Source organism: Actinophytocola xanthii (genome assembly GCF_001921205.1).
GTDB lineage: Bacteria > Actinomycetota > Actinomycetes > Mycobacteriales > Pseudonocardiaceae > Actinophytocola > Actinophytocola xanthii.
In genome coordinates, this window is the sequence record NZ_MSIE01000137.1 from 1 (window position 1) to 12,893 (window position 12,893).

A 12,893-nucleotide genomic window follows, 5' to 3' on the forward strand; every position below is an offset into this window, starting at 1 on the left:
GAACCGGCTGGCGGCCTCGGCCCGCCAGCCCTGCGCCGCGGTCGCCCCTCCTCGGTCGACGGCCCCGCGCGCCCGGTCGACGGCGGCCGCGGCGGCGCCCACCGGTTCGGCGGCCGCCGTGATCCGGCCGACGTCACCGCTGGCCAGGGCGGCGTAGCTGATCTCGGGATCGGTCATGACCCGGCCGCCGTCACGTCGGCCGCCGCGTCGTGGTCGCGGCGCTCGTAGTCCTCCGCGCTGGTGACCAACCCCTCGGCGGCGTCGTTCACCCAGGCCGACCCGTGCCCGAGGTCCTCGCCGTGCGCGGCGGCGAACCGGTCGAAGGCCGAGGCGAGCTCCGCCGCCGCGGGCACCTCGCCGAGCGCCGAGGGCACGAGCTGGGCCGCGGACAGCAGCGCCGCGGCGTCGCCGAGCGCGTCGGCGCACTCGTAGACCGGACGAGACGCGCTGCGCAGCGTCCCCGGGTCCACCTGGTAACCGTCGGGCACCGCTGCCTCCCGTGAGTGGTGAAGTGGCCGGCGAAAGTGGTTGGTGAAAAAGCCTCGGACGCAAAGGTCCGGTCGGAGGTTCCCGGTTGGGGCGACGCTACCGTCCGACCGCCGCCGTATGGTGCGGTTCACATCGACCATGTGCGAGCGCGCACGGACACGGAGGAGGGTGGGCGTGCCGGTGTGGACCCCGTCGCGGTGGCTTCAGGTGTTCGCCGAGCAGTCGGCGCTGTTCCGCGCCGCCGTGCAGCGCGCGGACCCCGGGGCGCCGGTCCCGTCCTGCCCCGGGTGGACCTTCGCCGAGCTCACCGTGCACGTCGCGCGCTTCCTCGCCCAGGTCGGCCGGTACCTCACCACCAGGAGCAGCATCCAGCTCCGCCCGCCGGCACCCACGCCGGTGACCGATTCGCTCGCCCTCCTCGACGAGGAGCTCGCGGCTGCCACCGACGCACTGGCCACCACGCCGGGCAACCGTCCGGTCTGGACCTTCTCCCCGGCAGCACCCGACCTGGCCTGGGTGTGGCACCGTCGTGCCGCGCACGAGCTGAACCTGCGCCGCTGGGACGCCCAGGCGGCGCTGCGTGAGCTCACACCGACCGACCGGGACCAGGCCGCGGACGCCGTCGACGAGCTCCTCGGCACGCTGCTCGCCGCCCGGGTCGCGGCCGGGGAGCCGGGTCGGTCCGGCACCGCCGTCGTGTCCGCCCTCGACGGTCCACACCGGTGGTTCGTCCGGATGACACCCGGTGAGGTCCCGTCGGTTCGCCCGGCGGAGCCGGGCGAGGTGGCGGACGCCCAGCTCACCGGGCGGGCCGACAACCTGGTCTACCAGCTGCGGAACCGAATGCGACTCACCGGGACGGGCGAGGTCGAGGTGCTCCGGGCGCTCAGAATGAGCTGATCGCCACGTCGGTACGTCGCGGTGCTCGAGCCGAGATCGACCTACACTGGAGGGACCTGACGCCGTCCGCGGGGAGTTGACTCGGTGGTCACCGACCAACACGATGTGCCGGAATCCGAGCCCCGCGAGGAGTGCGGCGTGTTCGGTGTGTGGGCTCCTGGCGAGGATGTCGCCAAGCTCACCTACTACGGGCTGTACGCCCTGCAGCACCGCGGGCAGGAGGCCGCCGGCATCTCGGTGTCCGACGGCGAGCGGATCGTGGTGTTCAAGGACCTCGGTCTGGTCAGCCAGGTGTTCGACGAGCAGGTGCTCTGCTCGCTGCGCGGCCATGTCGCCGTCGGACACTGCCGCTACTCCACGACCGGCTCCACCACCTGGGAGAACGCGCAGCCGACGTTCCGCAACACGGCGATCGGCAGCGGCCTGTCCCTCGGGCACAACGGCAACCTGGTGAACACCGCGGAGCTGCTCGAACGGGCTACCGCAGCCGGGATCCGCACCCAGAACGGCGCCACCAGCGACTCGGACCTGCTCTGCGGCCTGCTGGCCGCCGCGGCGGCCGACCGCGGCATCGAGCAGGCGGCCCTGGAGCTGCTGCCCGACGTGCGGGGCGCGTTCTGCCTGGTGTTCGCGGACGAGACCACCCTCTACGCCGCCCGCGACCCGCACGGCGTGCGCCCGCTGGTGATCGGGCGGCTGGAGCGTGGGTGGGTGGTCGCCAGCGAGACCGCGGCACTGGACATCGTCGGCGCCTCGTTCGTGCGCGAGGTCGAGCCGGGCGAGCTGCTCGCCATCGACGAGAACGGTCTGCGCTCGGCGCGGTTCGCCAACCCCGAGCCCAAGGGCTGCGTCTTCGAGTACGTCTACCTGGCCCGCCCGGACACCACGATCGCCGGCCGCTCGGTGCACGCCGCCAGGGTGGAGATCGGACGCCGCCTGGCCAAGGAGTCGCCGGCCGAGGCCGACCTGGTCATCCCGGTGCCGGAGTCCGGAACCCCGGCGGCCATCGGCTACGCGCAGGGCTCGGAGATCCCCTACGGCTCCGGGCTGGTGAAGAACGCCTACGTCGGGCGCACGTTCATCCAGCCCTCGCAGACGATCCGGCAGCTCGGTATCAGGCTCAAGCTCAACCCGCTGCGCGACGTCATCCGGGGCAAGCGCCTCGTCGTGGTGGACGACTCGATCGTGCGCGGCAACACCCAGCGCGCGCTCGTGCGGATGTTGCGTGAGGCCGGCGCGCTCGAGGTGCACGTGCGGATCGCCTCGCCGCCGGTTCGCTGGCCGTGCTTCTACGGCATCGACTTCGCCTCGCGGGCCGAGCTCGTGGCCAACGGTCTCGACCTGGACGGCATCCGCCGCTCCATCGGCGCGGACAGCCTGGGCTACGTCTCCCTCGACGGGCTGGTCGCGGCGAGCGAGCAGCCGCGCAGCCGGCTGTGCATGGCCTGCTTCGACGGCAGCTACCCCATCGAGCTGCCCGAGGCCGCCAAAATCGGCAAGCACCTGCTCGAAGGGCTGGAGAAGGGTGTCTCGGGCTCCGCCGCCCCGGTCGTGCCAGCCGGATATGGTGCGGAGGACGCACTCCAGCGACCCTGAGCTAGGGAACGATGACCGACACCAGCGCCAACACCCCCCATGCGACCTACGCCGCCGCGGGGGTGAACATCGAGGCCGGTGACCAGGCCGTTGAGCAGCTGAAGCCGTACGCCGAGAAGGCCGGACGGCCCGAGGTGATGGCGGGTGTCGGCGGGTTCGCCGGCCTGTTCAAGCTCCGCCTGGACCGCTGGAAGGAGCCGATCCTCGCCTCCTCGACCGACGGCGTCGGTACCAAGATCGTGATCGCCCAGGCCCTCGACGTGCACGACACCGTCGGGTTGGACCTGGTCGCGATGGTGGTCGACGACCTGGTCGTGTGCGGCGCGGAACCGCTGTTCCTGCAGGACTACATCGCGGTCGGGACCGTCGTCCCCGAGCGGATCGCGGCCCTGGTCAAAGGCATCTCGGAGGGCTGCGTCCGGGCCGGCTGCGCGCTGCTCGGCGGGGAGACGGCCGAGCACCCCGGGCTGATGGCCGACGGCGCCTACGACCTCTCGGCCACCGGCGTCGGCGTGGTCGAGGCCGACGCCGTGCTCGGACCGGAGCGGGTGCGTCCCGGCGACGTGCTGATCGGCATGGGCTCGACCGGGCTGCACTCCAACGGTTTCTCGCTGGCCAGGCACGTCCTGCTGGACATCTGCCGGATGCCGCTGGCGGGGCACGTCGAGGAGTTCGGGCGCACGCTCGGCGAGGAGCTTCTCGAACCGACCCGGATCTATGCCAAGGACTGCCTGGCCGTCGTCGCGGAGGCGGACGTGCGCACGTTCGCGCACATCACCGGCGGCGGCATGGCGGCCAACGTCGCCAGGGTGATCCCGCCAGGCCTGCGGGCCGTGCTGGAGCGCGGCACGTGGACCCCGGCGCCGGTGTTCTCCATGATCGCCCAGCGCGGGCGGGTGGAGCGGCTGGAGATGGAGCGCACGTTCAACATGGGCGTCGGCATGGTCGCCGTCGTGTCACCGGAGGACGTGGACCGCACGCTCGCGGTGCTAACCGCCCGGCACGTCCCCTCGTGGGTGCTGGGCGAGGTGGCCCCCGCCGAGGACCCCGCCGCTCCCCGCGCCGAGCTGGTCGGTGACCACCCGCGGTTCTGAGGCAACCCCCGAGGCGGTCGCGCCGTACCACCGGGGGAGACCGAGAGGAACACGGGTTTGGTGTACGACCGCGACACGGAGTTCGGGGACTACCTCGAGAGCCGAGCCGTCGTCATGCGCCGAACGGCCTACCTCCTGTGCGGTGGGGACTGGCATCGCGCGGAGGACCTCGTGCAAACCACGCTGACGAAGATCTACGTGGCGTGGTCACGGATCCGGCGGGACGGCAGCGTCGACGCGTTCTCCCGCAAGATCATGGTGCGCTCGGCGATCGACGAGGCCCGCCGGGCCTACCGGCGGCGTGAGTCCGTCGTCGACGAGTTACCCGAGACCCCGACGCGGTACGGCGGGGTGGAGGAGGCGGTCGACGTACGCCGAGCGCTGGCCAGGCTGCCCGCGGGCCAGCGGGCGGTGGTGGTGCTGCGGTACTGGGAGGACCTGTCGATCACCGAGACCGCAGCCGCCCTCGGCAAGAGCGAGGGCACTGTCAAGAGCCAGGCCGCGAAGGGGCTGGCGGCGCTGCGGCGGATGTTGACCAGCGAGGAGCCGGCGGAGGCGGGTGAGAAGTGAACGGCGACGACCAGGACGTCGGGCGGGACGCCGCGGACGTGAAGCGGTGGCTGGGCAGCGCGTTGGCCGGGGAGCCGCCGATGGAGCTGGACCGGTCCGAGGTGGTGCGGCAGGGCAGACGCGGGCTGCGTCGGCGCCGAGCCCTGGAGGCCGGCGCCGCCGCGGTCGCGGTCGTCGTGACCGCGGTCGGTGCGGTGCTGCTCACCGCCCAGAGCGGCGGCGACGAGCCCTCGCTCCCACCGGCGACCCGGCCCACCACCGAGATCACCGCGCCCTCGGCACCAGGCAACTCCCCTCCCTCCACGTCGACCGGTACGCCTCCGGTCCCGCCGAGTAGCGTGCGGCCGGAAACCACGATCGACCCGCAGGCGACGGCGCTCACCGAGACGCTGGAGCGCAGCGGGTTGCTGACCGAGTTGGGGCTGACCGAGGTGGAGGGCGAGAGCGTGCCGGCGAGGTTCACCCCCAACAGCGAGGGTTACCACCTCCAGGGGGCCGTACCAGAGGGGGCGGCGGCCGGGATCCTGACGGTGAGCGTCAGCCGGACCACCGTGACGCAGCTCAGCTGTGACCTGGTCGAGCGCCCGTACTTCCGGTGCGATGTCCAGCAGTTCGGCGGCATCCCCTTGGCCATCGCCAAGTACGACCCGGGCGCCGCCGGGTTCCAACAGCAGGTGGTCGCGCTGCGACCGGAAGGTGTCCTGGTCGAGGCCCACTGGATGGTCGGCGTCCCCAACGCGTCCGGCCGGCAGCCGCAGCCACACCCCGCGGTGTTCGACCAGCTGAAGCTCGCCAAGGTCGTCACGTTGCCCGGCCTGACGCTCCCCTAGCCATGGACGTCGTCGACGACCTGCTGGTGAACCGGCAGCTGGTGATCCCGGCAGCCGAGCTGCGGGAACGGTTCTCCCGGTCCTCGGGCCCGGGCGGCCAGGGGGTGAACACGGCCGACAGCCGGGTCGAGCTGTCCTTCGACCTCGGCCGCTCGCCCAGCGTGCCCCCGTGGCTGCGCGAACGACTGCTGGCCCGCCTGGCCGGCCGGCTGGTCGACGGGGTGCTGACGGTCACCGCCAGCACCCAGCGCGCCCAGCTGGCGAACCGGATCGAGGCCAGGCAACGCCTGGCGTCCATGCTGCGAGCCGCGGCCGAACCGCCCCCACCGACCCGGCGCCCGACCAAGCCGAGCCGGGGCGCGAAGGAACGCCGGCTCGGTGCGAAACGCCGCCGCGGCGAGGTCAAACGCAACCGGCGGGTCCGCCCGGAGGACTGAGCCGGCGACGTCACCCGAGCCAGTGGTATCGGCGCTCCGGACGTCCGGTGCCGCCGTAGCGCAGGCGGACGTCCGCCTGACCGGTGGCCACGAAGTGCTCGAGGTAGCGGCGCGCGCTGACCCGGGAGAGCTCCGTTCGCGCCGCGCACTCCGCGGCCGAGAGGTCGGTGGCGCAGGAGCGGAGGACCTCCGCGACCAGCCTGGCCGTCTGGGCGGTCAGGCCCTTGGGCAGCGCGGCCGAGCCCCCGGGCCGCGCCCCGAACACCTGGTCCACATCGGACTGACCGGCCTGGGAGAGCGCGCCGAGGCGGGCATGCAGCGACGCGAAGTGGCGCAGCTGGTCGTACAGCGCGGCGTAGGAGAACGGCTTGATCAGGTAGTGCAGCACGCCACCGCGCATGGCCGCGCGCACGGTGTCCACCTCGGTCGCCGCGCTGATCACGATCACGTCGGTGTCCGGCGCCGGTGTGGTCCGCAATGCCCGCAGGACCGACACCCCGTCCATGTCGGGCAGGTAGATGTCCAGCAGCACCAGGTCCGGGCGCAGCTCCTCGACCGCGCGCAGGGCGTCCGCGCCGGTGTGCGCCACGCCGACCACCTCGAAGCCGGGGGTCCGCGCGACGTAGCCGCTGTGCACCTTGGCGACCATGAAGTCGTCGTCGACCACCAGGACCCGGATCACGCCGGCACCCCGAGCGGCAGCCGGGCGGTGAACACCGCGCCGTCGACGGACACCGAACCCTTGCGGCGACGGCAGGTCTGCCGGATCAGGGCCAGGCCGAGACCGCGCTCGCCCTGCTCGGCGGCCTTGGTGGTGAACCCGTGGCGGAACACCTCCTCGGCGATCTCGGGCGCCACGCCCGGCCCTGAGTCGGTGACCACCACCCGAACCTCGCCGTCGACCTCGGTGATGTCAACCTCGATCCAGGCCTGCGGTCCCCGACCCGCCGCGTCCAACGCGTTGTCCACCAGGTTGCCGATCACCGTGACCAGGTCGGCCGACAGCACCTCGTCGACCTGGCCGAGCGCGGAGGACTCGGTCAGCCGCAGGCGCACCCCCCGCTCGGCGGCCACACTGGACTTCGCGACGAGCAGGGCGGCCACGGCGGCGTCGGCGATCCGGGTGCCGACCTCGCGCTGCCACGCCTCCCGGCTCCGGCTCACGTGGTCGACGAAGCGCCGCACCTCCTCGTACTCACCCAGCTCGATCAGGCCGGCGATCGTGTGCAGGCGGTTGGTGAACTCGTGCGCCTGCGCGCGCAGGGCGTCGGTCGTGCTCCGGTTCGCGTCGAGCTCGTGGCGCAGCGTCACGAGCTCGGTCCGGTCCCGCAGCGTCACGACCGAGCCGATCCGGTGCTGCCGGGAGGAGATCGGCATCCGGTTCATGATCAGGACCCGGCCGCGGCGGAGCACGATCTGGTCGGCACCGCCGGCCCGCCCGGTCAGCACGTCCACCAGCCGTTCGTTGAGGTCCAGATCGGTTACCGGCCGCCCGACGCAGTCCTCGGGCAGCGACAGCAGCCGCCGCGCCTGGTCGTTCACCAGCGTGATCCGGTGCGCGGCGTCCAGGCCGACGACCCCCTCCCGGATGCCGTGCAGCATCGCCTCGCGGTGCTCGACCAGGCCGGCGATCTCCCGCGGCTCCAGGCCGAAGGTCTGCCGCTTGACCCGCCGCGCGACCAGCGCCGAGCCGACCACGCCGAGCACCGTCGCGATCGCCAGCATCAGCAACCCCTCGACCGGGGACTGCACGATGCCCTCGAGGAACGTCGGGGTGGCCTGGCCGGCCGCCACGATCCCGATCACCCGGCCGGCGTCGTCCATCACCGGTACGTGCGCGACCAGCGAGTCCCCCGCCGGGAGGTCCACCACCCCGACCCAGGACCGACCCTCGGTGATCGTGCTGTCCCCGGTCGGCAGTGGTTCGCCGACCTCGTCGGGATCGGGCGAGGTCAGCACGGTCCGGTCCGGTTCGGCGACCACCACGTAGCTCGCGCCGGAGAGGCTCCGCGCGCTCTCCGCGAACGTCGGGAGCTGGTGGTGGCGCAGCGGGTCGGCCAGCGCCTCGCGCACGGCCCGGGTCGCCGCGACGTCCTCTGCCACCGAGAGCATCCGCCTGCCCTCGGTGTCGCGGAAGTTCTGGGTCGCCTGGATACCGGAGAACACCGTGACCGACGCCAACAGCGTGACCACGATCAGCAGCTGCCAGCGCAGCAGCTGCGCCGAGAGCGAACCACGATCCGCCATCGCACCAGTGTCGCCCACCGGACCCGTCGGGCCGCCGTGAACACAACGACCACAACGACCACTGCTGGCGCAACGGGGACACCTGGCCCGTTCGCGGGCACCATGCCTGGTCAGAGGTCGAGCAGAGAGGCTCAGATCGATGCGAGCGAAACCCGTGATCGCCCCGATCCTCAGCACGGTCGCCGCGCTGGCCGCCGTGCTGGTGGTCCCACCGCTGATCGGCTCCGGGGCCGACGACGGACCGGGCAGCCAGGTCCGCGGCCTGCGCGTGATGGTGCCCAACTCGCCGGGCGGGGGTTACGACGTGACAGCCCGCACCGCCGCCAAGGCGATGGAGGAGGGCGAGCTCGCCCGCAACGTCGAGGTGTTCAACCTGCCCGGCGCCGGCGGCACGGTCGGCCTCGGTCGGCTGGTCTCCGAGCGGGGCAACGACAAGCTCGTCATGTCGATGGGACTCGGGGTCGTCGGCAGCGTGCACACCAACAGTTCGCCGAGCTCGCTGCAGGACACGACGCCGATCGCGAAGCTGATCGAGGAGCCGGACATCGTCGTCGTGGCCAGGGACTCCCCCTACCGCACGGTGGCCGACCTGGTCGAGGCGTGGCGGGGAAACCCCGGCGCGGTCCCGGTCGGCGGCGGGTCGTCCCCGGGCGGCCCGGACCACCTGGCCGCGATGCTGTTCGCCAAGGGTGCCGGGCTCACGCCGAAGTCGGTGAACTACGTGCCGTTCGACGGCGGCGGCGAGCTGCTGGCGTCCGTCCTCGGCGGGAAGGTCGCCTTCGGGGTGTCCGGCGTTGGCGAGTCCCGGGACCAGATCGAGGCCGGTGAGCTGCGCGTGCTGGCGGTGACCAGCGCGGAGCGGGTGGACGGGATCGACGGCCCGACCCTGACCGAGTCCGGGGTGGACGTCGAGTTCACCAACTGGCGCGGCATCGTCGCTCCTCCGGGGATCTCCGACGAGGACCAGGATCGGCTGGTCGAGCTGTTCACCGCCCTGCAGGGCACCGAGCAGTGGCGCGACGCCCTCGAGCGCAACGGGTGGACCAGGGCGTTCCAGACCGGCGACGAGTTCGGCCAGTTCCTGGCCGACCAGAACGACCAGGTCGCCGCCGTACTCACCGAACTGGGGCTCTGATGACGACGAACACGGAGACGGCCGACCCGGCCGAGGCCCGCCCCCGACGGTCCTGGCGGGACCGTTCCGAGCTCGGGATCTGCGTACTGCTGCTCGTCCTGGGCGTGCTGGTGCTCATCGACGCGATCCGCATCCCGACCGACTTCACCCAACGCGGCCCGGTCGGTCCGAAGGCCGTGCCGATCGTGGTCGGCGTGCTGCTCCTGGTGATCGCCGTGCTGCTGGCCCGGGACGTCCTGCGGGGCGGGCGCGGCGAGTCGGAGACCGGTGAGGACGTGGACCTCGCGGCACCGACCGACTGGCGAACGGTGCTGCTGCTGTCGGCGGCGTTCCTGGCCAACGCGGTCCTGATCGGCGTTCTCGGCTTCCCGATCTCGGCCGCGGTCCTGTTCTGGGGCGCGGCGTACGCGTTGGGCAGCCGGGCCTACGTCCGGGACCCGCTGATCGCGGCCGCGCTCTCGATCGCGACCTACCTGCTGTTCGACGGCCTGCTCGGGGTGCCGCTTCCCGGCGGCCCGCTGATGGGGGTGCTCTGAGTGGACTCGCTGACCCAGCTGATCGACGGTTTCGGTACCGCGCTCACCCCGACCAACCTGCTGCTCGCCGCGATCGGGGTGCTGTTGGGAACCTTCATCGGTGTGCTGCCGGGGATCGGGCCGGCCATGGCGGTGGCGCTGCTGCTGCCGGTCACCTACGGGCTCGAGCCGATCGCGGCCATGATCATGTTCGCCGGGATCTACTACGGCGGCATGTTCGGCGGGTCGACGACCTCGATCCTGCTCAACACGCCCGGGGAGTCCTCATCGGTGGTCACCGCGATCGAGGGCAACCAGATGGCCAAGCGCGGGCGCGGCTCGCAAGCGCTTGCCGCGGCCGCGATCGGCCACTTCGTCGGAGCGATGATCGGCACGACCGCCCTGGTGCTGCTGGCGCCGGTGGTCGCCGGACTGGCCGTCGACCTCGGCGCTCCCGACTACTTCGCGGTGATGATCCTCGCGTTCGTGGCGGTGACCTCGGTGCTCGGCCGCTCCCGGGTCCGCGGTTTCGCCTCGCTGCTGATCGGGCTGACGATCGGCCTGGTGGGGCTGGACGAGATGACCGGGCAGTCCCGGCTCACGTTCGGCTCGCTCCAGCTGGCGGACGGGATCGACGTGGTGATCGTCGCCGTCGGGCTGTTCGCCGTGGGCGAGTCCCTCTGGGTGGCCTCGCGGCTGCGGCACCAGCCGGGCGAGCCGATCCCGGTCGGCCGGCCCTGGCTCGGCAGCGAGGACCTGCGCCGGACCTGGAAGCCCTGGCTGCGCGGGCCGTTGATCGGCTTCCCGTTCGGCGCCATCCCCGCCGGCGGTGCGGAGATCCCGACGTTCCTGTCGTATGCGACCGAGAAGCGGCTGTCCAGGCACCGCGACGAGTTCGGCTCGGGTGCGATCGAGGGCGTGGCCGGACCGGAGTCGACGGCCTCGGCGTCGGCCTCCGGCACGCTGGTCACCATGCTGACCCTCGGTCTGCCGACGACGGCCACGGCCGCGGTGATGCTGGCCGCGTTCCAGCAGTACGGGATCCAGCCTGGGCCGCTGCTGTTCGAGCGGGAGTCGGCGCTGGTGTGGGGTCTGATTGCGAGCCTTTTCGTCGGCACCGTGCTGTTGCTGGTGCTGAACCTGCCGATGGCGCCGGTCTGGTCGAAGCTGCTGCGGATCCCCCGGCCCTACCTCTACGCGGGCATCCTGTTCTTCGCGAGCGTCGGCGCCTACGCCGTCAGCGGGCAGGTCGTCGACCTGCTCGTGCTGTTCGTGATCGGACTGCTCGGCTTCGCGATGCGCCGTTACGGCCTGCCGGTGCTGCCCGCGGTGCTCGGGGTGATCCTCGGTCCGGCCGCCGAGCAGCAGATGCGCCGCGCCCTCCAGCTCAGCGACGGCTCGCTGTCCGGCCTGGTCAACACGGCGTTCTCGGTCACTGTCTACCTGGTCGTGGCCGTCGTGCTGCTCTGGCCGCTGCTGCGGCGGTTCCTGCCCCGCCGAAGGGCGGCGGAACCGGCCGGCGCCTAGAGCCGCAGCAGCGGGAGGTGGGTGGCCAGGTCGGCCCGGTTGCCCGAGGCGGTGACCCGGCCGCGGTCCACCGCCTCAAACCAGGTCACCATGCCGCAGGCGAGCTCGAGCCAGGTGCGGGCGTCGGTCTCCACGACGTTCGGCGGGGTGCCCCGGGTGTGACGCGGCCCGGTCACGCACTGCACGGCGGCGAACGGCGGTACCCGGACCTCGACGCTGCGGCCGGGAGCGTCCTGGGCGAGCGTGCGCAGGCTCAGCCGGACCGCGGCGGCCAGTGCCGAGCGGTCGGGGCGGTCGTCGGCGCCGGCCAGCCATGGGTGGACCGCCTCGAGGGCGGCACGCAGCTGGTGGGGGTCGACGGGCTTCGGGGTCAGGAGGACACCTCGGCGACGATCTCGTGCAGCAGCTCCTCGACGTGGTGGGTGAGCTTGCGGGCGTCCGCCGGCGAGATCGTGGTCCACAGCGAACCGTCCTGGGCCGGCCGGCGGATCTGCACGTACCGACCGTCCTCGGTGTCGAAGAAGGACACCACGCGGTCGGCTCGGCGGCGCCGGCCCAACTTGTCCCTGACCGCGGCGCCGATGTTGCCCATGCCGGTCACGTCCTTGATCATCTCGCTGAGCGCGGTGGCGTCGTCGGCGCGGACGCCCCGGGCGAGCAGGGCCTCGTTGAAGGCCTCGCGGCTGCCGCCGCCGGCGTTGGCCGCCGCCTCGAACTCGGCGGTCGGCAGGGTGACCGACCGACCGGGGCCGGCCGGCTGGCTGGTCAGCGCGAGCAGTGCGGCGCCGGCGAGACCGGTCGCGGACGCCCGGCGCAGGGTGACCTGCCCGTCGGACAGCTCGGCCACCGCCGCCGAGTCGCCGACCGCCGCGGCCAGCGCGCGGACGTTGCGCCCGGCGAAGGCACGCACGTCCACCTCGCGCTCCGGCTTCGCCAGCAGACGCAGGATGTCCTCGATCTCCGGGTGGGTGTCGACCGGCCGGCCCAGCCCGCGCTGCTCGAGAGCCGTCCAGGCGCCCTCCTCGAGCCGCGCGCGCTCCTCGAACGTCTTGCCCGGCGACGGCACCTTGACCACGAGCGGGATCTGCCCCAGCCCCAGGTGCTCCCACAGCACGTCGAACTCGAGCGCGGAGATGGCGATAGGTTCCGTTTCCCGCTCACCGATAGGAAAAGTGCTGGTCACGACCGACAACCTTACCTGGAAGGACACGGAGCGGGCGCGTGGGAAAGTGCGCCCGCTCCGTCTGTCGTTCCGCCTCGGCCTACTGTTGCGGCCTACTCGCCGATCACCGTGGGGGCGACCCTGAGATCGTCGCCGCCGAACACGTCGTCGGCCTCCATCAGGTAGTCCGCGGCGAAGTGCTCCTCGTCCTCCTCGCCCTCGGCACGCCGGCCACCCGCGCCGACCGCCCCGGCGCCGCCGCGACCACCGGTCGCGTTCGCCGCGGTGCCCGCGCCAGGCCCGGTGCGCACGACGCCGTTCTCGGTCGCCACGCCGGCCAGCCCACCGCGGCCGAGCTGCGCGGCCGAGCGCGAGCCTTCCGGGTCGGGTG

General features: G+C 72.7%; 14 protein-coding genes and 1 pseudogene. 9 read left to right on the plus strand and 6 right to left on the minus strand.

All coding sequences use genetic code 11. The annotated features are described in order from the left end of the window. Positions 1-173: 173 nt before the first annotated feature. The gene (locus BU204_RS37050; RefSeq protein ID WP_075130461.1) at positions 174-488 is read right to left on the minus strand and encodes a type VII secretion target; all 315 of its coding nucleotides are present in this window, start codon (positions 486-488) and stop codon (positions 174-176) included. 175 nt (positions 489-663) lie between these two features. Between BU204_RS37050 and BU204_RS37055 the strand changes: the two genes are divergently transcribed. The 6 genes from BU204_RS37055 to arfB all read left to right on the plus strand — a co-directional run bounded on the left by BU204_RS37055 (position 664) and on the right by arfB (position 5,916). Continuing rightward, positions 664-1,389: a maleylpyruvate isomerase N-terminal domain-containing protein gene (locus tag BU204_RS37055; protein WP_233161053.1), complete on the plus strand. Its 726-nt coding sequence runs from the start codon at positions 664-666 to the stop codon at positions 1,387-1,389. Positions 1,390-1,473: 84 nt separating this feature from the next. Then, positions 1,474-2,985, plus strand: a complete 1,512-nt coding sequence (gene purF, locus BU204_RS37060) for an amidophosphoribosyltransferase (RefSeq protein WP_075130462.1) — start codon at positions 1,474-1,476, stop codon at positions 2,983-2,985. A gap of 11 nt (positions 2,986-2,996) precedes the next feature. Next, entirely contained in the window at positions 2,997-4,079 is a 1,083-nt protein-coding gene (gene purM / locus BU204_RS37065; protein WP_075130463.1) for a phosphoribosylformylglycinamidine cyclo-ligase, read from the plus strand. A 60-nt stretch (positions 4,080-4,139) separates the two neighbouring features. Beyond that, a complete protein-coding gene (locus BU204_RS37070; RefSeq protein WP_075130464.1) occupies positions 4,140-4,649 on the plus strand; it encodes a SigE family RNA polymerase sigma factor in 510 nt (169 codons plus the stop codon). After that, complete coding sequence (locus BU204_RS37075; RefSeq protein WP_075130465.1) at positions 4,646-5,479, plus strand: hypothetical protein; 834 nt, start codon at positions 4,646-4,648, stop codon at positions 5,477-5,479. Before BU204_RS37070 ends, BU204_RS37075 begins: the two co-directional genes overlap by 4 nt. Before the next feature lie 2 nt (positions 5,480-5,481). Then, on the plus strand, positions 5,482-5,916 hold the full coding sequence (gene arfB, locus BU204_RS37080) for an alternative ribosome rescue aminoacyl-tRNA hydrolase ArfB (RefSeq protein ID WP_075130466.1): 435 nt from the start codon (positions 5,482-5,484) through the stop codon (positions 5,914-5,916). A gap of 10 nt (positions 5,917-5,926) precedes the next feature. On the opposite strand, the gene BU204_RS37085 is transcribed toward arfB, so the two are convergent. Both BU204_RS37085 and BU204_RS37090 read right to left on the minus strand, forming a co-directional pair. After that, positions 5,927-6,598 (minus strand): response regulator, encoded by a 672-nt coding sequence (locus BU204_RS37085; RefSeq protein ID WP_075130467.1) that lies wholly within the window; start codon positions 6,596-6,598, stop codon positions 5,927-5,929. Then, positions 6,595-8,163 (minus strand): sensor histidine kinase, encoded by a 1,569-nt coding sequence (locus tag BU204_RS37090; RefSeq protein WP_075130468.1) that lies wholly within the window; start codon positions 8,161-8,163, stop codon positions 6,595-6,597. The genes BU204_RS37085 and BU204_RS37090 overlap by 4 nt, the downstream gene beginning before the upstream one ends. Before the next feature lie 139 nt (positions 8,164-8,302). Between BU204_RS37090 and BU204_RS37095 the strand changes: the two genes are divergently transcribed. The 3 genes from BU204_RS37095 to BU204_RS37105 are packed head-to-tail and all read left to right on the plus strand — an operon-like array spanning position 8,303 to position 11,340. Continuing rightward, positions 8,303-9,298 (plus strand): Bug family tripartite tricarboxylate transporter substrate binding protein, encoded by a 996-nt coding sequence (locus BU204_RS37095; RefSeq protein WP_075130469.1) that lies wholly within the window; start codon positions 8,303-8,305, stop codon positions 9,296-9,298. Beyond that, positions 9,298-9,834: a tripartite tricarboxylate transporter TctB family protein gene (locus BU204_RS37100; protein WP_075130470.1), complete on the plus strand. Its 537-nt coding sequence runs from the start codon at positions 9,298-9,300 to the stop codon at positions 9,832-9,834. Before BU204_RS37095 ends, BU204_RS37100 begins: the two co-directional genes overlap by 1 nt. Next, positions 9,835-11,340, plus strand: coding sequence for a tripartite tricarboxylate transporter permease (locus BU204_RS37105; RefSeq protein ID WP_075130471.1), 1,506 nt, complete (start codon positions 9,835-9,837; stop codon positions 11,338-11,340). On the opposite strand, the gene BU204_RS37110 is transcribed toward BU204_RS37105, so the two are convergent. The 3 genes and pseudogenes from BU204_RS37110 to BU204_RS40490 all read right to left on the minus strand — a co-directional run. Continuing rightward, on the minus strand, positions 11,337-11,714 hold the full coding sequence (locus tag BU204_RS37110) for a sterol carrier family protein (RefSeq protein ID WP_075130473.1): 378 nt from the start codon (positions 11,712-11,714) through the stop codon (positions 11,337-11,339). The two genes, BU204_RS37105 and BU204_RS37110, sit on opposite strands and share 4 nt — an antisense overlap. Continuing rightward, complete coding sequence (locus tag BU204_RS37115; RefSeq protein ID WP_198943117.1) at positions 11,711-12,523, minus strand: ESX secretion-associated protein EspG; 813 nt, start codon at positions 12,521-12,523, stop codon at positions 11,711-11,713. Before BU204_RS37115 ends, BU204_RS37110 begins: the two co-directional genes overlap by 4 nt. A gap of 92 nt (positions 12,524-12,615) precedes the next feature. Next, positions 12,616-12,893 (minus strand): annotated as a pseudogene (locus tag BU204_RS40490) (hypothetical protein); the annotation flags it as partial.